The following is a 24,467-nucleotide window of genomic DNA, read 5'->3' on the forward strand; positions in this document are numbered from 1 at the left end:
AAATATAGGACTAAAGCCCCATAAAACATAATATTTTATTGGTAATATATACCACTACTTCCATTAAAAAACAATAAATGGGATAAGTATCCACGATTTGGATTACTTATCCCATTTAACGGCTATTTATACACCTCGAGTAATATTTATTCATTTTTAGTAATATATATACATTTATTCTTTTTGAATTAATCCTAATTTAGACATCACTTCAACAAACTTCACCGTATCAATTGGTTTTGCAGCGTATGCATCGCAACCTATCTCAAATGCATTCTGCACAAGTTCGGTTTCTGCAAGAGCAGTAGTCATTATAATCTTGGAACGTTGATCTATTGGAATTCCCTTCTGATTCTCCAGATCCCGAATAGATTTTAATACTTTAACACCATCTACTTTAGGCATCATAATATCAAGGCATATTAGATCATAATATCTTCCTTCTTTAATAGATATTAAGAATGCATCTAATGTTTCCAAGCCATCCACTACTAAATCACATTCTCCATACCTTGAAAGAAACTTATACAAAAATTTTCTGCTGATTAAGTCATCTTCTGCTATTAGTATTCTCATTGTTATCCTCCTTCTCCTAAAAATCTTTTATTTCGTCTTCCTACTATATAATTTTTACCCACCTCAATATTTACTATTAGCCCCCTATTAAATTATAGATTAGTTTCAAACAAAGTCTTTATTTCTGATTTCAGATTATTTACATGGAGCATTGCTTCTTTTAAATTCCCTCGTCTTGCAGAAAGTTCAATTTTGAATGCTGTATCCTTCATTTCCCATGCATCAATTTCATTGGATATAACTTTTATTATATGTGCTATATTTTCTGTCGCCATTAAATCATTATTTGTAATGGCTGCTTCAATTGATTTTATATTTTCCGAAATCTCATTTAAAGATGGTAATATATTTCTATTGTCTTTTTCAATTTTAGAATTAGTAAATTGAATTTCTCCATCTTCTGTCAGCACAACCTTATTAAGTTGAATCCCTTTATTTTTATCGGCAGAAATTGTCATTTTATCAATAGTATAAAATAATTCGTTCATCTGTATAGGCTTTGACACATAACCATCCATACCAAGTGAAAGAAATTTCTCTTTATCCCCTTGCAATGCATAAGCAGTTAATGCAATGATAGGAGTTTTAAAATATGATGTTCCCTCTATCTGTTTTATTCTCCTGGCTGCTTCAATTCCATCCATTTCAGGCATTTGAATATCCATTAATATAATATCATATTTCCATGGTTCGAATAAATTCACTGCTTCTTTTCCATTATTTGCTGTTGTTACCTTGTAACCTTTTTTCTTCAGAATTTTAACAATCACCTTTTGATTTATTAAATCATCTTCTACCAGAAGAACATTAAGTGCTTTACCTGATTTTTCAATAAAAGGTGTTATTTTTATTTTTTCTTCCACCTGAGTTCCTATTTTAAACTTTAAAGAGAAAAAAAATGTGCTTCCTCTCCCTTTTTCACTTTCAACACAAATATTCCCTCCCATAATCTCTACAAGCTGCTTTGAGATTGCAAGTCCAAGCCCTGTGCCGCCATACTTTTTTGTATTCATATCTTCGATCTGGCTAAAACTTTGGAATAATTTTTTTATGTCATGAGGTGCAATCCCAATTCCTGTGTCACATACTGAAAATTTTAATACTATTTCATCATCTGTGGCACTGACCTTTTTCACTAAAAGTTCAATATCTCCACTCATAGTAAACTTCATAGCATTACTGATCAGATTATCAAGGACCTGACGCAACCGGTTTGGATCACCCACTAAAAATTCAGGGATTGTTGATGAAAAAGTGTAATTTAGTTCAAGTCCTTTTTCTACTACCCGGGGTGAATGCATTTTTACTATTTCTTCTATAAGCTGTCTAATATTGAAATTTACATTTTCAATTGACATTTTTCCTGCTTCCATTTTAGAAAAGTCCAGGATATCATTGATAATATTTAACAGGGAATGGGCACATGCTTTCGCTGTAAAGAGATTATCTTTTTGTTCCTCATTTAATTCTGTAAGTAACGTAAGGTCTATCATTCCTACAATCCCATTAATCGGCGTACGAATCTCATGACTCATATTTGCTAAGAATTCACTTTTGGATTTATTGGCCGCTTCTGCTGCATCTTTTGCCTCTATTAAATTCATTTCATACTGTTTTAAATCTGTAATATCTGTAACAATCATTACAATAATATCTTCCTGAGGACTATATATTGAAATAGAAAACCATTTATTATATATAACTGAATAAAGCTCTGGTATATTTACACTTTCTCCCCTTGAAAGCTTATATTTGTTTGAAACAACATAATCTGAAATAAATTCTCTGCTTTGAGGGAATATCTTAGAATGCATTTTATTAATAAGGTGTTTCTTAGTCATTCCAACTATTTTTTCAAATGCTTCATTTACTTCAATGAATTTTAAATCGACAAAACCATTTTCTGGCTCATTTAATAATTCATAGCAGACGTATCCGTTTTGCATATTCATAAAAAGGGAGCGATACTTTGTCTGACTCTCGAATATTTTTTTCGCTGTTTTTTTACGTTCTGTAATGTCACGTATGATACTTATAATAATTCGTCTCTCTCCAACATAAATCTCCTGAGAACTAACCTCTACCTGAAAAGTGGTGCCATCTTTACGTCTGTGAATTGTTTCAAAAATAATACCATTTTCATTTAATAACTGCTGTTCTGAAAAAATCCAATCTTCTCTTATACTGCGTATATTCATGGAACATAATTCTTCATTTGTATATCCATGGGCTGTACTGGCTGCCTTATTGGCATCTATAATCCAGCCTTCTATATCAAAAATAAGAATAATGTCACTTGCTTTCTCTATAACTTTACGATATAGCTTCAAATCTTCCTCTGCTTCTTTTCTCTCATTGATATCATAAGTCGAGCCAATATATCCACCATATTCTTCATCCAGGTCATAGTATGGTCTGCCTCCAACTAAGCACCATCGATATTCTCCATCGTGGCGCAAGTACCTGACCTCAACTTGAAAAGGATCTAGGGATTCCATTGCAAGATTTCTCGTCTGAATATAATGATTTAAGTCTTCTGGATGAATTACTTTGGTCCAGCCCAGGCCAAAAGAATCTTCAGACGTTGTACCTATGAATTCCTTCCATGTTTTGTTTACATAATTACATCTTACATTCTTGTCTGACATCCATACCATCGATGGTACCTGATCCAATAAGTTATTACTATAATCTCTTGACCTGGCAATGGTTATCTCCTGCTGCTTACGATCAGTAATATCCATTAATGTAATAACTCCATTCCTTTTGTTTTCAAGCAATATGGGGGTCACACTTAGGCAAAACCAAAATTCTCGTTCCCTGTCATTTATAAGAAAACTTTTGTTAAATTCAACATTACTTGTGGCACGCCCATCATCAATTGCTAATTTCGTAGCCTTTCTAATTTCACAATGAGAGCATTCCTTACCAGTGCCACAGATGAAATTCCCGTTGGCTCTTATTGTACAATGAAATGCATCTCCAAAATACTTACCTTCCACCTGTTCTCTGACTTGGTTCATATAATTTAATGCAGCGTCATTAACCTGGGTGATGATAGAATTTTCATTTAGTGTAATCATTCCTACCGGAGCATTATCAAAGATTATTTTTAAATTATTCTCGTTGTTAATATGTTCCAGTTCTAATGTCTTAAGCCTTGTGATGTCACGAAAAACAATTACAACGCCACATATGTCACCATCTGTTGATTTCACAGGTGAACAAGTAGCTGAAACAAATTTTTCTTCTCTCTCTTTCGTAACAACCACTGAATTATTTTCAAGCCCTCTTGTATTCCTTGTTCTGATAACATCCAGTATCGGATTATTTATAGGCTTTTTAGTATCACGGTTTATAATCATAAAAACTTCTTCAAAATCCAATCCAATTACTTCAGATTTATTATATCCCAGAATTTCTTCCGCTATATTATTAATGTATATTATCTTACCATTAAGATCCGTTGAAATAACTCCATCTCCAATACACGATAATATTCCATCTGCCAACTGGTGCCCTCTTTCATCAAATATCTTTTTCCCCATAATATACCTCCCTAAATTAAGTGAGCATCGTATTGATGGTTGAAGCAATATTATTTAATGATACTTGTTTCTCTACCGCTCCAATATTATAAGCTACTTTTGGCATTCCATAAACAACACTGGACTTTTCATCTTGTCCAATAGTTCTGGCACCTTTTCGCCTCATAGCCAATAAGCCTTTTGCCCCATCATAACCCATACCTGTAAGGATTACTCCAACTGCATTCTGTCCTGCCTCTTTTGCAACAGATTCAAATAAGATATCTATGGATGGACAGTGGCCATTCACTTTCTCCCCTTTAAAACATTCCACTCTATATCTGTCATTTAGCTTTTTCAGTCTCATATGATAATCTCCGGGGGCAATTAATACATGGCCTGATTCAACATAATCACCGGTTCTTGCCTCTTTCACGATAAAATCTGTTGATGCATTTAACCTGTTTGCAAACATATTAGAAAACACAGGCGGAATATGTTGTACAATTACTATACCCGGTACATTACCTGGCAATGATTTTATAATATTATAAATAGCCTCCGTTCCCCCTGTTGATGCACCAATAGCAATTACTTTGCCTGGATTAAAATTTGTATTTTTAATGATTTTATCCGATTGATTTTCTTGATAACTCTGTATAACGCTGGCATTCGCTGCTATTTTAATTTTTTCGATCATTTCAAGTATGAAATTTTCTACGCTAATTACCGAGGTAGCATCTGGTTTAGCAACAAAATCGACTGCCCCTGCATTCATAGCCTCAAACACCCCATTGCTGACAGAACTGACAACAATAACCGGTAATGAATATTGTGGAAGAAGTTTTCTGATGAATTCTATTCCATTCATCCTTGGCATTTCCACATCACAAGTCATGACATCCGGTCTGAATTCTATAATTTTATCTCTGGCATCATATGGATCCATTGCTACAGCAACTACTTCTATATTAACATCCGATGATATTCCACGGGATATGATTTCTCTAAAAAGCAGACTATCGTCAACTACCAATACTTTTATTTTTTTCAATTCCACACGATCACCCCTTTATTTATAATTCTTTTCTATAAACAGAGGGCATTACATAACGAAATCTTGTATCAGAACGATTTAAAGATTCAGAATGTCCTATGAATAGATATCCTCCATATTCTAATGAATCATAGTATTTATTGATTAGTTCATTTTTCGTTTTTGTATCAAAATAAATCATTACATTCCTGCAATATATTACATGAAATTTACGTTTAAACGGAAATATCTCCTGCATTAAATTAAACTTTCGAAAAATAATTTCATTTTTAATATGGTCTGCAACAACACTTTTTTCATTATCAATTTTCTTAAAATAATTTAATTTCCATTGTGGTGGTATCATAGCAATATTTTCACTATTATATATTCCGTCTTTTGCCACTTCTAATACACGGTTTGATATATCTGTCGCTAATATTTTTGTATCCCACAGAGTCTTTTCTTTCCCAAAGAATTCGTCGACCAGCATGGCTAAAGTATATGGTTCTTCTCCTGTGGAACAGCCGGCACTCCATACTCTTAAATCTTTATCTCTAATTTTACTTTTTAAATAAGGTAATACGCTATCCTTAAAATAAATAAAATGATCTGATTCTCTCATAAAAAAAGTATGATTCGTTGTGATCTTATCAACTAAAGTAGATGCTTCAATCCCTGATTTATCTGAAATGATGTGATTATAATATTCTGTGAAATTTTCAAAACCTTTTTGAACAAGAACATTTTGAAGTCTCCCAGTTACTAACGCCATTTTTTCTTTTTTTAAATTTATACCATATTGTGATTTAATATATTCTGCTAATTGTATGAACTCTTTTTCTGTAATCGTTATCATTCTATCCCTGCCTGTTAAAAAAGCTGCCGCAAAATCTAGATATATATCTTAAGATAGGTTAATTTTGCGACAGCACTTACTTTAATATTTTCCGTATTCTGTATCACTTAAAGTGATGGTTGGTTTTGTTGCTTTTCTCTCACTTGATTCATTGCCTGTGGTAATATTATCTTTTTTGTTGGTCATATTTTCTAGCATCTGCAGTACATCCGGACTTATCTCCTCTATATTACTATTTAACCTTTTACTTTGCTTTAATTTAAAATTACCTACCAGTTCTTTTAAAAGAACAGCCTGGCTAGATAGTTCTTCACTTGCTGCGGCACTTTCTTCTGAAGTTGCCGAGTTATTCTGTACCACCTCTGATACCTGGATAATTCCTTGGTTGATCTGTGCAATACCAGTTGCCTGTTCTTCGGAAGCAATAGCAATATTCTTCACAATCGCTGCCACTTCTTCTATTCCATCTACTATCTTATTCAGGGCACCAGCCGTATCTTTGGCTATGACGGTACCATTTTCCGCTTTTTTAATGGAATCCTCAATTAAATCAGTTGTTTCTTTGGCAGCATTAGCAGAACGTGCTGCTAAAGTTCTGACTTCTTCTGCCACTACTGCAAATCCTTTTCCATGCTGCCCTGCTCTTGCAGCTTCAACTGCTGCATTCAGTGCCAGAATATTAGTCTGGAATGCGATATCATCAATGACTTTTATAATTTTATAGATATTGGCAGATGATTCATTGATCTCTTCCATTGACTTGAGCATATCTTTCATCTGGGAATCCCCTTGAAGTGCATCCTCTTTTGCTGTGACTGACAGGCCATTGGCTTTCTTGGCATTCTCTGCATTTAATTGTGTCTGGGAAGATATCTCTTCCAATGATGCAGTTAACTCTTCAACTGAACTTGCCTGCTCCGTAGATCCCTGAGAAAGAGCCATACTAGAGTCAGATACCTGTCTTGCTCCCGTTGCTACTTGTTCTGCAGCTGAGTTAATATTTGACATTACATTATTAAGATTATCTGACATCTTACGAAATGCTTTGCTAAGGATTCCTACTTCATCCTTTGTATGAATATCTATTACTACATCAAGATTCCCATCTGCGATCTGATTGGCAACACTAACTAATTTGTTAAGCTGCTTACTTATAATATTAGAGATTACTAAACCGAGGATAATTGCAATTACAACGCCAGCTATTATTACAACTATCATAATAATAGATTGCCCCGCAAAATTATCTGCATTTTCTTTTACTGCTGTTTCTGCTAAATTCGTGTTATAGTCAACCAATACCTGGGCATTTTCATCACATTTTACCCTTGCCTGAGTTACTGAATCCATGGTTTCTAACGCTTTATCATATTGTTGATTTTTTACATATTCAAGATTTTCATCGCGTACCTGGCGATAAGCTGACAAACTGCTTTTAAAATTATCAAATAAAGTCCTATTTTCATCATCGTGAATTGTTTTTTCATAGTTTTCCAGAATAACCCCGGTTTGTTCCACTAATTTATTAATTTCATCCACTCTCGTCTGATATGTTTCCGGATTTTGTTCGTAAATAGCTAAAAGTTGATTAGCACGCACACTTTGTAGTGCTATTTGAAGATTCTTAAGTTCTTCTACCGGTATAAAATTATCATAGTACATATCTTCACTTCTTTTATTAATTGTATTCATATTGGTGATTCCAACGACTCCCACAATTCCCATAAAAACAGATAGTATAATAAAACAACTAATAAGTTTTGCTCTAATCTTCATATTATTAAACCATTTCATAATATCATCCTCCGTGATGTATTTTATCCTTATAGTGCATCATGTAAATCTTCTAATTCATCTTCTGTAAATAACTTTTCACAATCCAGTAATAGCTTAACGTCATTTCCTACTTTGCCTATTTTATTGATATAACGATTCTGTGATCCCTTATTTATCTGAGGCGGATCCACTATCTCTTCCTCTGGAATGGTGATGACTTCCGTCACACTATCAACAATCAGGCCAATTGATATATTCTTAATATCCACTACAATAATACAGGTCCGGTCATTATAATCTCTTGGTTCCTTCTTAAACCGCAGCCTTACATCCATTACAGGTATAATTTTCCCTCTTAGGTTTATGATTCCTTTTACATAATCAGGAAGTTCCGGCACCTGTGTGATACTTTGTATTCCAATAATTTCTGTAACATATCGTATTTCTATCCCATAACTTTCTCTTTCTAAAGAGAAGGTTAAAAATCTTCCTCTTTGAGTATCTTCTTCCAGGTCCACTTCGTTACTTAATATCTCTTCCATATGAATCTCTCCTCTCAATTATAATTCTTTCGGATAATCTTATCTCTTATCGATTAGGCCTCCTATATCGAGAATCAGGCTGATTCTTCCATCACCCAAAAGGGTGCATCCTGCGATCCCCTTAATTTTCTTAAAATTACGTATGTACTCCGGCAAGGCCTTAACAACTACCTGCTGCTGGCCAATCAATTCATCTGCAAAGATGCAAAGTAACTTATCATCCTGTTCTACCATAATAATGATTCCCTCTGTGAAATTGGTAACCTTTGTATCCACCTTATATATCTCATGAATTCTTAAGATTGGGTAACACTGTCCTCTTACCATAATCATTTCATTATTGTCCGGATCAATTATGATATCCTTTTCTTTTGGTCTAAAAGATTCACGAATGGATATGGTAGGAATGGTGTAAGTAGAATTTCCCACTTTAATATTCATGCCATCAATAATTGCAAGGGTCAGCGGTATCTTAAGTGTAATCATTGTTCCTTTATCCAAAGCACTTTCAATAGATAAGGTGCCCCCGATTGTTTCAATATTTTTAGAAACAACATCCATCCCTACTCCACGTCCCGAAAATTCACTCACTTTTTCTTTCGTGGAGAATCCCGGCAATAAGATCAGGTTATAAATCTCTCGATCAGACATATCTTCTGCATTCTTATAAAGCAGATCATTCTCTCTTGCTTTCTTAAGAATCTGTTCTTTATTAAGACCTTTCCCATCGTCTTTCACAATAATAAGTACATCGCTGCCAGAGTTCTTTGCTTCTAATGTAAGGGTTCCAGATTTTGATTTTCCTTTCAATTCTCTATTTTTTACTGATTCAAATCCATGATCAATGGCGTTCCTTACCAGATGCATTAATGGATCTGAAATATGTTCAATAATATTTTTATCAACTTCTGTTTCCTCACCGATAATTTTTAGTTCAACTTCTTTTCCTAACTTTTTACACATATCACGTACAATTCGGTTCATCTTGTGAAATGTGGCAGAAAGAGGAACCATTCGAACTGACATTACCATATCTTGTATTTCACTGGTTATCTTACTTAATTGTACAGCAGCTTTTTGAAAATTATCTAATTCTAATCCTCTTAAATCAGGATTTTGTATCACCATAGCTTCCGCAATCACCATTTCACCAACCAGATCCATAAGTTTGTCCAATTTTGAAACATTTACGCTTATAATGCTTTGTTGGGAGATTGATTGAGTAACATTGGTTTTGATTTTCCCTTGTTCTTTTGGAATTTGATAATCTTTCTTCTGAATTTCTGATGGTTCTTCTGATAAGAACTGTTTAAACTCGTCCTCATTCTCCAGCTGAGTTAACTCTAATTCTTTTAAAAATATTGTTTGTTTAAAAAACTCAAACATTTTTTCATATGACAGATCCGACTTTAGATAGACGATGAATCCATCTCTCTTTATAATATCAACGCTTTCTTCATCCTCAATGATATCTTCCGGAATATGATATATTTCTTTGGTTATGTCATTGAGATTGTGTATAATTGTATATGCCCTTATATTTTCCATTTCACATCCATCTTCAAAATAAATGGTTGCTTTAAAGGCATTTTTATATACAGTAGTTATTACCTTATCCTGGCTTATGTAATATTGCTTCTTTGACTCTTCCACTTTTTGCTTTGTTTTATCAATGTTTTTATAATTATTTGCTTGCTGCAGACCATATAGGAATTCTTTTATCGTCCCAATCAAAGTGGTAGCTTTGCCGTCTGCGCTATCCTTATTCTTAATTTTTTCCAGCTCTATCTTAATAAAATCGATACCTTCTAATATTAAATCAGAAAGAGCCGAACAATCTATATTCTGTGGATTCTCTTCACGAATATAATAAAATAAATCTTCAATTGAATGTGCAAGTCCTGATATTTCGCTAAACATCATCATTGCGGAAGACCCTTTTATTGTATGCATAATTCTGAATATTTCATTAATTGCAGTTTTTGTATAACACTTTTCCTTGTCACTATCTAAAATACTTTGTTCCAACTGTTCAATAAGTTGGGTACTCTCAAATAAAAACATCTCAAGCATTGGTTCATTTATATATTCTTCTGACACATTATCCCCTCCTATATACTTTTATTAATATCTAGTATTTTATTTAGGGTATTAACTAAATGTTCTTCCTTAATTGGTTTTACGATAAATGATCTTGCCCCATTTATAACTGCTTCTTTAATCTGTACTTCCTGTCCTAATGCAGATACAACTACTACTTTAGCCCCTCTGTCATACTCCATAATAGCTTTTAGGGCTTCGATCCCCGTCATTTCAGGCATTGTCAGATCCATAGTTACAATATCCGGTTTCAATTCCTTATATTTTTGTATCGCCTCAATACCATTTGCCGCCTCCCCTGCAACCTCAAATTGATTTTTCTCCAGAATGTTTCTTATCGCCAATCTCATAAATTGAGCATCGTCGACAATCAGAACTTTTTTCATACTTTACCCTCCTTGTTTTTTTATTCATATAAGCCTAACCAAATGAATCCATCACTTGGATAAGTGTAGATAAAATTTTCTCTTTCAATGAGAATTTTCTCTTAGAAATTTTCCACTCCAAACAGATCATAATAAAAAATCCAAATATTATATCCGGTATGTTATCACCATTAACATCTGGCCGAATTTCACCCTCCTGCTGTGCAAGATCTACTAATTCCTTTAAATATCCGGTACGTTTCTCTATGATATTATCCACTTTATCTGTAAGTTCAGTTTCATACCTTAATACATCAAGATTTAATAAAATAGAAGTAATCGCCGGATAATTCTCATAATATTCAACATGGGAATTAATAAGGTATATTATTGCATCTCTCGGTCTTAGGTTCTTAAGTTTTGTTGATTGAAAAATATCGTTATCAAACTCAGAAAAATATTCTAAGACCGCCAATAGCAGCTCATTTTTACTTCTGAAGTGCCTAAATAATGCACCTTCAGAAATATCCTGTCTTCTTGCAATTTCTCTTGTAGACAGTCCCTGAATACCAAGCTCATCAATAATTTCTATCGTTGTAATAATAAGCCTTTCTTTTCTGTGCAATATACTATATTTCATGACCCATCTCCTTAAGTAAGTAATCAATCGCTTACATAACTTGATTTTAATCTCTTGATATTAATTTGTCAATAAAAAGTAGGACAAAAGTCGCAAATATTCGACAAATTTCTACTTTTATATGCAATAATTCATAATACAACCTGCTCTGCCCTATATATATTAATTAATTCATTATAAAAAGTAAGTCACCAGATGGCAAATATGTCATCTGGTGACTTACTGAATTTAATAATATGAATTTATATGTTTATATCATATTTCTTTAATGATTCAACTACTTCTTTCTTCCAGTCCGGATCCTTTGAAATTAACTTCTGAATCTTTTCCATACCATCCTGTTTTAATTTCGTATTGTAATCAATTCTTTCTCTTAACTTGGCCCTTCTAACATTTAGACGATGTCTTACTTCTACCATCTCCCTATTGTCGATAATGGCAATTGCTTGATAAATCCAGATATCTGGATCTGCAATTTTAAACTTCCTTAAATTTTTTACCAATACTTCATTATAATAATTAAGCAATTCCGTATTATTCTTATATCTTCTTTCTTCATCCTTTGCTTTCATATATTGTTCCCACAGGTATTTTAATTCACTGGAAGAATTCACTCTATGCTTATTATAGGAATAATCTAATAAATTTGTTGTATTCACATATTTTATTTTTACTTTATTTAATAGACCAATTGCCCGGTTAAGTTTTTGTTCCGTAAGTTTCGTTTCATAGATATTCCTTCTCGCTTCATAGAATACATAAACTGCACTGATCACAGCCATAATAATTGTAAGAATATACGGTATCATCATATTTTTGTAAAATACACTTGCAATTGTAGCAAATAAAGACAAAAGGCCTACAACGAGAAAACTTATTATAATTGCAATTCCTTTCAGATATTGTTGCTGTTTTAAAATTTCCTCTTTATTAAAGTGGAGAGATCCTTTCTCTCCCTCTAATGCTCTCATATCATTTTTAACAATGATTAAATATTCTTCATTCTTTTTAATTTTAATAATCTCTTCCGGTATCTCTTCTTCGTATTGTTCCATATGCTGATATTGAACATCCGTTATCTTAATGTCTTTTCGGTTCTGATAGCCGGTGCGGTCCCTTGTTAAAGTAATTATTTTTCTTGCAGAATCTTCAAGATCTGCTCTCTCTTCCACTGGAATAGCATCAATTTTCTGCATATCAGTTAGGTAGGAGGTCACTGCCTGATATTCTACTTTTGCTTCGTCAATTTGCCTGGAGGCCTCTACAATACTCTCACAACTATCTTGGATATACTTTTTTCGCTTGGGTGTGGAATCATAGTTATCTGCTTCTTTCTCAAAATTTACTTTTTCTATTTCAACCTGAGTTTCATCCACTATATTATCTCTGTCTTCATTCTCATCTCTATCTGACTTGTCCCTCTTAAACCAATTGAAAAATCCCATTCTCTTCTCCTTAGTTTCCTCTGAATTCTTTTTTCCATATATTAATCATATTATCTATTTCCTTATAGAATATTGTAAAATTTCCTTCTTCTTTCCGCTCCATGATCTGCTTAAATTTTTGATAAGACGATGACTCTGTCATAGTGCTTAAACATTCATTCCATTCTCCATTCATTTCAAAAAGAATTTCTGAATCCAGATTATAGTTTATGATTTCTTTCTGATAATCCTCTTCATAATTACCTAGTTTTAAAGTATAAAAATACTCCTTTAACGTTTCTTCATCATGATTATGATCGTATGCTTCTTTAAACATACTAGAAGCTTCTTTTATAGAAGCTGTATGTAGTTTAATAATAGCCTGGTTATGGAGAATATCTCCGATTTCTTCTTCCCTTAACAGATTGGCATCATCAGAATTTAGTATTTCCATATATTCTGCCTCTGCTAACTGGTAATTCTTATATTTCAAAAGATGGTCTGCCTTAATCTTTCTTCTTCTTATTGGTTCCAGATCTCTGGTCTCATCTATAATCTGTATTATTTCTTTTATTTCAGCCTCTCCATAATAATCAGATGCACACAACAGGGTGACCACAATATCTTTAAGAGAGTTTTTATTATCAATTAGACTTTTTAATTTTTGAGCTGTCTCAGGAAGTTTTAATTCCTCCTCTATCCACAGTGCTAATTCTTTCGTAAAGGTATCTTCACAAATTGCATATATATTATGAAATATATAATATGCAATTTCTTCAATTGAGTAAATATTAGTATTTGTTAAAGCAAATTGATACGGTTTTAAAGCCAGATTGCCGTGACATAAAATTAGTTTTCCCAATGTGATACCTCCCTGTCTTTTTTATAGATTATCTTTATCCCCTAAACTATCCTAAAGGTAAATCATTTGTTCCCATATTCGATTGGAAGAAGGATAAAATTCTCCAAATCCCTGGTCTTTTACAGCAATAATGCAGGTTTTATTATCTTCAAATTTTGTTCTTAGCTGAACTCTTGCTGTTTTATTCGGTTCATTGACGATTCCTTCCAGCGCAATGATTTGACTCGTCTCATTTCCATTTAAAATATTTCTGATAATAACCTCAATTTCTTGTTCGTCATCCAAAATAATGTCAAAACAACTTTCAATGTTATACCATGGATTCCCTGCACTTGCCAATGTAACCTCCACTATACCTGCATCATAATATACTCTCATAAGAATATCACTATCTACCATCTCATCTGTTAAAAAGAGAAAGTTTTTTAATTTGCTTTCAATTGCAAGTTCCCTTGCAGTATAACATGCACCTTTTACATATAAATTCTGACCTTTAAAGATTCTTCTTCCTACACATAAACTGGCGATTAAATCATCCGCCCAATTATCTTCAAAACCTTTTCCTGTCATATAGATGGTTGATATTATCTGCTTGTTTAATGCAGTTTTTGTAATATCTTCAAAAATATACCTTATTTCATCCAGATTGGAGCTTTCTGTTAACATATGATAAGTTAGTTGATTTGAAAAATCTTTATACTTTGTTCCCACTATTATTGGATTTGAATTACGGTTTATACTAATTTGAATATAATTCATTCCTGATTCATCAAAATCAAACAATCCGATATCATTCGTCCATAGTTCCTTCCTTTGGCTAAGAGCATAATAAAGATAACTTTGTGTATGGCTCTGTATATAGAATCTGTCTTCATTGATTCCCAAATTCGAAAGGGCAATATGCAGTGCTTCTCTTAATAAAGAATTAGGAGCTTTCAATGTAAATACTATTTTTAAAATCGATTCATTAGGGTAAATCTTTTTCAATATGATTAAACATTTTCTTAAAAATCTCTCTAGCAAATCTGTACCAGTAAAATTAACATCATATATTGTTATCTCTTCATTTTTTTCAATTAATTCAATGATATCAGTAACCAGATATGCTCCATTTAAGTTTGCAAGTTTAATGGCCTCCTGACCATAAACCCACTCTTTTTCTTTATTGGTAACTCCTAATACGGTAGGGATAAGATATTGTTCCTTATTTTTTTCTTCACAAATGGATTCTGGTTCAAAAGTCTTATAGTTATAGCAAGCGATTTGTGAATAATCATTACATAAGTCAAAACCTACAAGTAGTTTTTGTTCATCCTCCATTGTTATCTCCTCCCTTTCTTCTATTTCATCTTAATTAATCCATTTTTAATAAATTCACTTCTCATATAATTCTCCATTAATTGTACCAACGTTTTATCATCTTTTAGCTCTTTCGCCATCAGCATTAAATTAATCAGATTATACTTGGAATTATCTTCCTCGTCCATAGTTTTATCAATTTTGACACTAATACTTTCTGTAATGCTTTCCCCATTCTCATCTTTTTCCGTAATGTAATATTGCAATTCTTCATCATAAAAAATTATAAATTCTTTCACATGGATACCTAAATACACATTATTCATTGTTTGGGAAATAAATTCTTCATTACTATCTTTATTAATACGATAATGTATTACAACTTTCTTTTTTGGATCAGTAATATATTCCACATAGTATTTATCGCTGATATAGGAAGGAAGCTGAAAACTTTTTTGAAACTTTTGAAAAAATGGAAGTGAAAATCCCTTTTTAATATATTCAAAAACATGGAATTTAGCAAATTTAATCTCCTCTTCACTTAATTCATTTTTTATACTGAAATACTTTAGAACTGCAAGCATACAAACATCATTTTCCGCTATTACAAGTTCTTTTTGGATAATAGAAAAAAGTTCTTCATCTACAACTCTGTCATGAACCAGATATCGATATGCATAAAAAGATAAAAATCCTTTGATTAACTTACTATTGTGCCCTAAACCATAATAGGATGCAAATATCTCCAAAGGGTTTCCCACATAACTTTTTGCAAATAGCATCTGGCCAAGTAATCTTTCTTCCAATTCTGTAGTTGTAAGATTAAATTCCTTGGAAATCTTCCATAGCTCATACATATCTTTGGTGGTTCCATTATAATATTTCACCAGAAACTGTAAAATAGTATCATCATATTTCCCTGAATGAAATACGTAAAAACATATTGTGATAAACTCCTCTTTAAATTCCTCATTTACCTCTTTATCATATCTGGCAATCAGCTCTCTGCATAATTTTAATAATCTTTTCACTGAAATTTGTTCAAACCCATATTCTATAATAAACGAAAAGACCTCCATATACATGCCGGCTACGATTGCATATTCTAAAACTTGCGCCCGTTCGAATTTATTTAGACATTTTATATTTAAATGGAGAAGATGATTAAATAAATAATTCCCATCAAGGCTGTCATGATGGTATTGGATCAAATCCCAGAAATACATCTTAAAATATTCTTCTCTAAGATCTGATAAATGTATCACTTTTTCTCTGACTAATACTGCATTATCATCAAATTTCTGATATTTATTAATCTTCTCAGCTAAAGATAATAAAAGCATGTAATTATCAATTTGATAATTATAACAAATATCAATGAAGCGATCTGAATTCATCAATTTCGTAATCTTATAATCTATAGCAGATAAGTGGCGGTTTTCATTATGGTCAACAAAAAAAACTTCTGCATTCTCCGTAAAGATATTAATCTGGGCTTCTCCTTCTACGAGTGGTACATAACTTTCTGTCTTTAATTCTTTATGTACTACCACAACTCCCTTTATCTTATGATTGTCACATTTAATAACATGACGAAACATAATATAAGGCAAGTCATATGCAACGCTCTCAGTAATCATGTCTTTTGTTAAAAGATCCTCATAAATAATTGATAAATTGCGGTTTATGTTATGAGATCCAATCTGTTTCATACAGAAATTCTCCATCTGTTTCAAATAAGTCCGGTAAATAGATGCATTCTGTGCTTTATTCCTAATAATATATGCATATAAATATGCTTTCTTATTATCCGATAAATTACTATTATATATAAAATACAAAAGAATTGGTGAAGATAAAATAATATTACTCTCTTCATCAATGGAATACATATAACTTTCATGTAATCCGGTGATTTTTAACTGAGCTTCTACTCCCAAACGATACCACTGAAAATACTTCTTATCTGTCTTCTGGCCTTTGATTAACAGGGAGCAAATCCCGGTAAGTATTTCTTCTGAGTAATATTTATCATATAAAATCACTAAATTTTTAAATATATTATAACGATATGTCTTTTCCCTGCCTGCCAGATATGTAAACTGAGCCGCCATATCTTTTCCAATGGCTTCATATTTAATCCCAAAGTTTATTATATGGAATTCAAATATCCCTATTTCATGTAATAAGGAAGGTTCCTTGTTTAGAATATTAAGAGCTTCAAAATATAGAATCGGACTATGGGTCCCTGATAAAACTTGTTCTTTTATCTGAGCAAGCTTATACATAATATTTTCCTCATAGTTTTTATCTAAATATAATAAAAACCAGAGAATTCTATGATCTTTATGCCCATTTTCATAAATATATCTAATTTCCCTTACTGCATGATCGATAATATTTTGTTCTTTATGATATAAGGCTTTTAAATATAAATAGGCACAATATTTTAACCCTGCAGATTGCTTGAATTCATTTTCATAATCATTTAGAGTATCTAATAACTGACCTGCTTTTTCCTCCTGTTCCGTTATAATATACAAATGTGCTGTAAGCATCGTATAAAGAATTTGATTCGGACTGCCTGATATCTTATGGAGGATACCTTCCGCTTCCTGTATATACTCGTTTAGCTTGATAGTTCCCAGTCTAAATTTAAGATATGATTTTGTTAATTCTAATTGGCATCTTTTATTTAAACGGTTATGTTCTTCCCTGATCCTGGTTTCTTTTATATAATGACATATAATATTAACTACAAATACCTGATTGTATGTAGTGATAAATATTCGTCCGAAATTTCTGCCATCTCTTAGATAAGATGGATTTATGATAAACTCAAGACCATAAGAATTTCCAATAAAATTTTCCGGTCTGACAGTCGTATGCTCTAATGATATAAAGGAGGTATCTGTACTAATATCTACTTCAAGGTAACCCCATTGATCTTTTGTTAATGTAATTCTGTCCATAAATGATTCCACGGAATCAATTTTATACTCAAGGTTCTGTTTATCAATTTGAAGATTAATTGGGATTTTTTTATGAACAGCAATTAGAAATTCTTCTAAAGCTGTATTAAGATTGGTACTTTTCATAAGATTATCATATATCATTTTATTTTTATGATCATTATGTAAAAATACCCTTTCAAACTCCGTCGATCTGAACAGTTCCAACGCACCTGTCCAATTCTCTTTCGCAAGATCAGCAAATTGAAATAAATCTTTCATTTTACCAAAAGATGTAACATAAAATGGAGCTATCACCTGAATTGAAACAGGCAGCACAACCTCTTTGCAATTACTGATAATTGAGATTTCCACATGATAAGATTCTCCAGAAACCAATTCCTGCCCATCAATCTTAAATTGTATTTCATTCTCAACATCACTAAACTGGTTATCCGTAAAAGTGATTATTTTTTTAGAGGAATATACAATCCCTTTTATGGCAGAATGATTACTATTGGTAATTATAAAAGAACCTGAAGACTCCTTACCTTCCTCGAGATTAATCTCAATATGATCTACAGATAAAATAATTTCCGGTGTTTCATAATCAAATTTACATCTTGATAATTGTTCTATCGTATCTCTCAACCTGTTCACCCACTATTAATGTTCTTTTTTCTTGCACTTTCGTTATAATAAGCTATAATAATTATAAACTAATCGTCAAAAATTAGCAATAAGCCAGTAATAAAGAAAGAGGGATTTTATGATAAAGCATAGTGATCATTTTCATGGAAGTGATTTAGAGAAAATAGAACAGATATATCGTATAAAAAAAGAGGATATTACCAGCTTTAGCGCTAACGTAAATCCTCTGGGCATATCACCAGAACTTAGGAAAACCCTGGCTGATAAAATAGATGCAATCACCAGTTATCCTGACCGGGAATATACATCTTTGAGAAAATGTATTGGCAATTATGTGAATACTGATTTTAATCACATTATTGTAGGAAATGGTTCTACAGAGCTGATTTCTCTATTTATACAGATTAAGCATCCAAAAAAAGCTATCATGATAGGACCTACTTATTCTGAATATGAACGAGAAATATCTCTTGGCGGCGGCAGTTCTCTGTATTATCGTCTGGATGAAGAGAGTGACTTTAACCTGGATATGAAATCCCTGGATAATGAATTAAAACCGGATGTTGATTTATTAATCATTTGCAACCCCAACAATCCCACCTCATCGGCTATTAAAAATGAAGATATGAGAAAAATCCTTGATATCTGCAAGCAGAGAGATATCTTCGTAATGGTAGATGAGACATATGTTGAATTTGCAGAGGATATGAATCTAATTACCTCTATTCCTCTTACTGAATATTATAATAATATATTAATACTCCGGGGCATCAGCAAATTTTTTGCTGCTCCGGGATTGCGCCTTGGCTATGCAATTTGTGGTAATGAAGATTTATTAAAAGAAATTAACAAGAGAAAAAATCCTTGGACCATTAACAGTCTGGCAGTAATTGCAGGAGAAATTATGTTTTCTGACGAGGAGTATATCCTAAGAACGAAAGAATTGATTTCTTCAGAAAGAACAAGAATCTGTAACACCTTAAATAAATGTGATAATATCAAAGTGTTTCCACCTGTTGCTAATTTTGTTCTCATAAAAATATTAAAGGAGAATATCACTGCCAGGGATTTATTTGATAATGCAATAAAAAAAGGGCTGATGATAAGAGATTGTTCCACCTTTCCCTTTTTAGATCAGCAATATATTCGTTTTTGTTTTATGTCTCCTGAGAAAAATGATGAACTTTTAAAAATTTTGCTTGAAAGTTTAAAATAGTATTGTTCTTGCAGCTTCCTGCCAATATTTTTCAGGAATACCGAACCACCCCACCGTTTCACCGGCTTGAACCGCAAGGTCATAAGCAGCTTTAGCACAAATTGGTGCATAATTAATACCCGTCTCTATTGATTTCATGATTAGTTTAGGCCATAACTTAGCTTTCTCCATAATTTCACTTTGATAAAATATTTCACACAATTTTTCAAAGTCATAAGGGATACTAAGTAATTGGTATTTCCAGACGGATTCCTCATTATTCCACTCCAGCATTGCCATGTGTGCCTGTTCTTTCACACCAATCGCAACACCTACAGACCCTGGGTTAATGAGCAACTTACCATATTTTGAATATGCAAACTGTTTATGACTATGGCCGCATAACAGATAATCTGTATCTAATGATTCAAGATATTTATCCGTATTCTCCTGATTGGCATATAATAATTCTCTTGTTAAACCAGGAGAACCATGTGCTATCGTAATAGGGAGCGTCCCATTAATGAAAACGATTTCCTTATTATTTCGGGTTCTGAAACATTCAATATCTTCCTTGGTCAGATTCTCATAAGTATATAAAAGACTACCTTTTTCAGAAGAATAGGTCCACCTGTTAAACGGTTCCTCACCATCCGCATGTTTTATAAAATATTCTTCACGATTTCCATTAATATGCCAGGTTTGGTATCTTTCATCCAACTGTTTTATCAGGGATAAAGTATCTTGAGGGTCAGGACAATCACTAATGTTATCTCCCAGGAATATAATACCATCAACTTCATTATCATCTATATACTCAATGCAGGCATTTAAGGCTACATTATTGCTATGAATATCACTTAATACTGCTATTCTCATGCTCATCTCTCTCATTTCCATCCATCTTTTGAGTTAAGTTTCACTTGATATATAGTATAATATATTAATTCATAGAATTCCACATTATTTATAATGGTAATTTTAATAATAAAAGGCATTAACATGGTTAAGTTACCTTGCCCATATTAACACCTTTATATGATTATCTGCGAATTATTTCGTCTCTGCCAGGACCATTGGATACTAATGTAACTGGTACTTCAAGCTCTTTTTCAATGAATTCAATATATTTCCTGCAATTTTCAGGCAGTTCTTCATAATTCTTAATTCCCCGGATCTCTTGTTTCCATCCTGGTAACTTCGTATATACAGGTTTTGCTTTTGCTAATTGTACAGTTGTTGGAAAATCTCTTGTTACTTTACCATCGATTTCATAACCAATACAGATAGAAAGTTCATCAAGATAGCCTAATACATCAAGAACTGTCAATGCAACTTCTGTTGCACCTTGAATTCTGCAGCCATATCTGGAAGCAACTGCATCAAACCATCCCATTCTTCTTGGTCGTCCTGTAGTTGCACCATATTCACCACCATCACCGCCACGTCTTCTAAGTTCATCCGCTTCTTCACCAAAAATTTCGCTGACAAATTCACCGGCACCCACAGCACTTGAATATGCTTTTACAACAGTGATGATATTTTTAATTTCATATGGAGGGATACCCGCTCCAATAGCACCATATGCTGCTAAAGTTGAAGAGGATGTTACCATCGGATAAATTCCAAAGTCAGGGTCTTTGAGAGAACCTAATTGGCCTTCTAACAGAATATTCTTACCAGCTTTTATTGCATCATTTAAGAATGCTGAAGTATCACATACATATGGTTCAACCATCTGCTTATATTCTAATAATAAGTTAAATAATTCTTCTTCGTTGATCTTTGGTTTATGATATAGATGTTCCAATATAACATTTTTTTGCTCGCAAACTCTTGAAATCTTATCTTTTAAAGTTACTTCATCAAATAATTCAGATACCTGGAAACCAATTTTAGCATATTTATCAGAATAAAATGGAGCAATCCCTGATTTTGTAGAACCAAAAGATTTGCCACCCAATCTTTCTTCTTCATATTGATCGAACAGAATATGATAAGGCATTAATATTTGAGCACGGTCAGATACTAATATCTTTGGTGTTGGTACACCTTTTTCAACAATACTTTTAATCTCATTAAATAAATAGGGTATATTTAATGCCACTCCATTACCTATGATACTTGTTGTATGATCATAGAATACACCTGATGGTAATAAATGAAGAGCGAATTTTCCATAGTTATTGATAATAGTATGCCCAGCATTGCTTCCACCTTGAAATCTTACAATGATATCGGATTCCTGCCCAAGCATATCTGTAATCTTGCCTTTTCCTTCATCTCCCCAGTTAGCTCCTACAATTGCTTTTACCATAGTATCTTCCTCCTAAAAAGTTAAGTATTCATGAATAGTAATATCCATAATTATTTGTATTAGTCAAGATTGCCCTATTACTTTCTAAGTATACTATAGCAATTTCCATAAGTAAAATTAATATTAATTATGATGTATATAATCTTATGTTATGTAGTTTAAATAAATCTGTCTGACCATTTCTCTGTAAATGATATCCATAATTTTCTTTACTGAAAATTATGGAATTTTACAGTACTATATAGTATCACTTCTTAAAGACATAAATTTAATATATCTTTTTAATAACTCAACTGCTCTTGCTTCATCCGTATATTTTGGAAGCCTATCGTCCTTTTGTAATTTTTCTAATAAACTATAAAGTTCATCTAATTCCAATAGTGTTAGATTCCTCATCCTTTTTCTCCTTTTCAAATCCAGTAACTCGCCCATTCTCAATAACTGTTATCTTATCCATGAATTCATACATATCTAGGCAATCTTGAATTGTAATAGCATCATAATTCATCATTTACACCTTCCTTCCCTGATTACGAAAACGAATTCGATTATAACTTGTCAGCTTTCAAATTATTCCTTATATATGTATGATGCATAGCTTGTCTATATTGCCAGTTTTCTTATAAAATGCATTATAAAATGAATAAATAGCTGATATCTACAAACAATACGCCTATGAAAGGAGATTTATAAATGGAATTAAATAATTTTAATAATAGTAAAAGTACTCCGTCAAAAAGAACTGGATTCCACAGTAATATAAGCTCAGATTCTGAAGTAAATCCAAAACCTGCTGGCAATGACAGTCCGGAAATCCATATTCCGAAACCATCCAATGCCACAAATGATATCCCAATAGAGGTACCGGGAAGAGGTGCCCATGGAGATCAATAGAGAAGCTTATGCTTCTCTATTGATCTCCATTACTATATAAGCACCGGAAGTTTTCCCTATTATCACACTTAAATCCTTTCATCATATAATAAAAATAAGTCAATTAAGCGGAGCTGTCTATGATAATACATGTGGTACAACCAGGTGAAGCAATCTATCAAATAGCAGAAAAATATAATATACCGGTTACCAGATTGATAAATGAAAATGGACTAATTGATATAAATAATTTGGTAGTTGGGCAGACCATTGTATTAACTTATCCAGAACAGACTTATATAGTCAGAGAAGGAGATTCGTTAGCAAGTATCGCAAGCGCTCATGATGTTACTATACTGCAATTATTGAGGAATAACCCTTATCTGTCTGATAGAGAATTTCTTTTACCTGGTGAATCCATTGTAGTCAGTTACAATACTGAGAGTGAAATATCAACCAATGGTTATGCCTATCCATTTATAGATATGGATATCCTGAGAAAAACCTTACCTTTTTTAACTTATTTGACAATATTTAATTATAGGTCAATTGGAGGCGGGGAAATAATTGGAGAAGATGAAACTGAAATCATTCAATTAGCCAAAGAATACAGTGTAGCTCCAATTATGTCCTTGTCTACTTTGACATATCAGGGAGAAGGCAATGTAGACGTTGTGAATAGTATATTAAATAGCGAAGTTCTTCAGGAGCATCATATTAACAATATTCTGAACATTCTGGAAACTAAAGATTATTATGGATTAAATGTTTCCATAGTACATCTGAATCCGGAAAATCAAAAACTTTATGAGAATTATATCACAAAATTATATAGCCGGTTAAGAGAGGACGGATATTTATTGTTCCTTACAATAACACCAAGGACGGTTATCGTTAATAATCAGCTTACTCTTGAAAGACTGGACTATACTAACCTTGGCCAGATGGCAGATAGTATATTACTTCTCTCATATGGATGGGGATATTCTTCCGGACCTCCTTCCGCTGCAACTCCTGCTTATATGGTACGGATGATTTTAGACCACACAGTTCCATTGATACCACCCGAAAAAATTTTTATAGGTTTATCAACAATTGGATATGACTGGCAGCTCCCATATATAATAGGTGTTTCCAGAGCGAACTCTCTTAATACTGATGCAGCCATCTTATTAGCAAGACAGGTTGGTGCTACTATTTACTATGATGAAAATTCTCAAGCGCCTTATTTTGAATATGTAGATTATAGTTCCGATACCCCAGTACAGCATATTGTATGGTTTAAGGATGCACGAAGTGTAAATGCATTGGCAAGCTTTGTTCCTGAATATGGTATCCAGGGTATAAGTATATGGAATATCATGAGTTATTTTGCTCAGTTGTGGCTCGTTATAAATTCACAATACAAAATTAATAAAGTAATACCTGAACAATAAAAGCAAGGGACTGTTGCGAGACAGTCCCTTAACTTATG

20 protein-coding genes are annotated in these 24,467 nt (G+C 32.7%); 3 read left to right on the forward strand and 17 right to left on the reverse strand.

The window, feature by feature from the left end:
• Positions 1 to 174 precede the first annotated feature (174 nt).
• From EDD66_RS10695 to EDD66_RS10755, 13 genes are all read right to left on the reverse strand, one after another.
• Positions 175 to 576, reverse strand: coding sequence for a response regulator (locus EDD66_RS10695; RefSeq protein ID WP_123609578.1), 402 nt, complete (start codon positions 574 to 576; stop codon positions 175 to 177).
• Positions 577 to 668: 92 nt separating this feature from the next.
• Entirely contained in the window at positions 669 to 4,124 is a 3,456-nt protein-coding gene (locus tag EDD66_RS10700) for a PAS domain-containing hybrid sensor histidine kinase/response regulator (protein WP_123609579.1), read from the reverse strand.
• A gap of 16 nt (positions 4,125 to 4,140) precedes the next feature.
• The gene (locus tag EDD66_RS10705) at positions 4,141 to 5,163 is read right to left on the reverse strand and encodes a protein-glutamate methylesterase/protein-glutamine glutaminase (protein ID WP_123609580.1); all 1,023 of its coding nucleotides are present in this window, start codon (positions 5,161 to 5,163) and stop codon (positions 4,141 to 4,143) included.
• 16 nt (positions 5,164 to 5,179) lie between these two features.
• Entirely contained in the window at positions 5,180 to 5,998 is an 819-nt protein-coding gene (locus EDD66_RS10710) for a CheR family methyltransferase (RefSeq protein ID WP_123609581.1), read from the reverse strand.
• A gap of 81 nt (positions 5,999 to 6,079) precedes the next feature.
• Positions 6,080 to 7,792, reverse strand: a complete 1,713-nt coding sequence (locus tag EDD66_RS10715; RefSeq protein WP_123609582.1) for a methyl-accepting chemotaxis protein — start codon at positions 7,790 to 7,792, stop codon at positions 6,080 to 6,082.
• A gap of 29 nt (positions 7,793 to 7,821) precedes the next feature.
• A complete protein-coding gene (locus EDD66_RS10720; RefSeq protein ID WP_123609583.1) occupies positions 7,822 to 8,316 on the reverse strand; it encodes a chemotaxis protein CheW in 495 nt (164 codons plus the stop codon).
• Between the two features lie 39 nt (positions 8,317 to 8,355).
• Entirely contained in the window at positions 8,356 to 10,416 is a 2,061-nt protein-coding gene (locus tag EDD66_RS10725; RefSeq protein ID WP_123609584.1) for a chemotaxis protein CheA, read from the reverse strand.
• Between the two features lie 11 nt (positions 10,417 to 10,427).
• Positions 10,428 to 10,802, reverse strand: coding sequence for a response regulator (locus EDD66_RS10730; RefSeq protein ID WP_123609585.1), 375 nt, complete (start codon positions 10,800 to 10,802; stop codon positions 10,428 to 10,430).
• Positions 10,803 to 10,836: 34 nt separating this feature from the next.
• Positions 10,837 to 11,421 carry a TetR/AcrR family transcriptional regulator gene (locus EDD66_RS10735; protein ID WP_123609586.1) on the reverse strand — a complete coding sequence of 195 codons (585 nt, stop codon included), beginning with the start codon at positions 11,419 to 11,421 and terminating at the stop codon, positions 10,837 to 10,839.
• A gap of 242 nt (positions 11,422 to 11,663) precedes the next feature.
• Complete coding sequence (locus tag EDD66_RS10740; protein WP_123609587.1) at positions 11,664 to 12,866, reverse strand: hypothetical protein; 1,203 nt, start codon at positions 12,864 to 12,866, stop codon at positions 11,664 to 11,666.
• 10 nt (positions 12,867 to 12,876) lie between these two features.
• Complete coding sequence (locus EDD66_RS10745) at positions 12,877 to 13,707, reverse strand: hypothetical protein (protein ID WP_123609588.1); 831 nt, start codon at positions 13,705 to 13,707, stop codon at positions 12,877 to 12,879.
• 51 nt (positions 13,708 to 13,758) lie between these two features.
• Complete coding sequence (locus EDD66_RS10750) at positions 13,759 to 15,027, reverse strand: DUF5716 family protein (RefSeq protein WP_123609589.1); 1,269 nt, start codon at positions 15,025 to 15,027, stop codon at positions 13,759 to 13,761.
• A 20-nt stretch (positions 15,028 to 15,047) separates the two neighbouring features.
• Entirely contained in the window at positions 15,048 to 18,608 is a 3,561-nt protein-coding gene (locus EDD66_RS10755; RefSeq protein ID WP_123609590.1) for a DUF5717 family protein, read from the reverse strand.
• Between the two features lie 118 nt (positions 18,609 to 18,726).
• Here EDD66_RS10755 and EDD66_RS10760 point away from each other — a divergent pair, with 118 nt between their 5' ends.
• A complete protein-coding gene (locus tag EDD66_RS10760) occupies positions 18,727 to 19,824 on the forward strand; it encodes a pyridoxal phosphate-dependent aminotransferase (protein WP_123609591.1) in 1,098 nt (365 codons plus the stop codon).
• Here the strand turns inward: EDD66_RS10760 and EDD66_RS10765 are convergent.
• From EDD66_RS10765 to EDD66_RS18465, 4 genes are all read right to left on the reverse strand, one after another.
• Entirely contained in the window at positions 19,816 to 20,682 is an 867-nt protein-coding gene (locus tag EDD66_RS10765) for a metallophosphoesterase family protein (protein WP_170164323.1), read from the reverse strand. The two genes, EDD66_RS10760 and EDD66_RS10765, sit on opposite strands and share 9 nt — an antisense overlap.
• A 163-nt stretch (positions 20,683 to 20,845) precedes the next feature.
• Positions 20,846 to 22,120 carry an adenylosuccinate synthase gene (locus EDD66_RS10770; protein ID WP_123609593.1) on the reverse strand — a complete coding sequence of 425 codons (1,275 nt, stop codon included), beginning with the start codon at positions 22,118 to 22,120 and terminating at the stop codon, positions 20,846 to 20,848.
• Positions 22,121 to 22,357: 237 nt separating this feature from the next.
• Positions 22,358 to 22,516 carry a hypothetical protein gene (locus EDD66_RS18460; protein ID WP_170164324.1) on the reverse strand — a complete coding sequence of 53 codons (159 nt, stop codon included), beginning with the start codon at positions 22,514 to 22,516 and terminating at the stop codon, positions 22,358 to 22,360.
• On the reverse strand, positions 22,485 to 22,631 hold the full coding sequence (locus EDD66_RS18465; protein WP_170164325.1) for a hypothetical protein: 147 nt from the start codon (positions 22,629 to 22,631) through the stop codon (positions 22,485 to 22,487). Before EDD66_RS18465 ends, EDD66_RS18460 begins: the two co-directional genes overlap by 32 nt.
• A gap of 182 nt (positions 22,632 to 22,813) precedes the next feature.
• On the opposite strand from EDD66_RS18465, the gene EDD66_RS10775 reads away from it, so the two are divergent.
• On the forward strand, positions 22,814 to 23,014 hold the full coding sequence (locus EDD66_RS10775) for a hypothetical protein (protein WP_123609594.1): 201 nt from the start codon (positions 22,814 to 22,816) through the stop codon (positions 23,012 to 23,014).
• Between the two features lie 119 nt (positions 23,015 to 23,133).
• Entirely contained in the window at positions 23,134 to 24,429 is a 1,296-nt protein-coding gene (locus EDD66_RS10780) for a LysM peptidoglycan-binding domain-containing protein (RefSeq protein WP_123609595.1), read from the forward strand.
• The last annotated feature ends 38 nt before the right edge of the window (positions 24,430 to 24,467 follow it).

It is taken from the genome of Mobilisporobacter senegalensis (assembly GCF_003752155.1).
Classification (GTDB): domain Bacteria; phylum Bacillota; class Clostridia; order Lachnospirales; family Lachnospiraceae; genus Mobilisporobacter; species Mobilisporobacter senegalensis.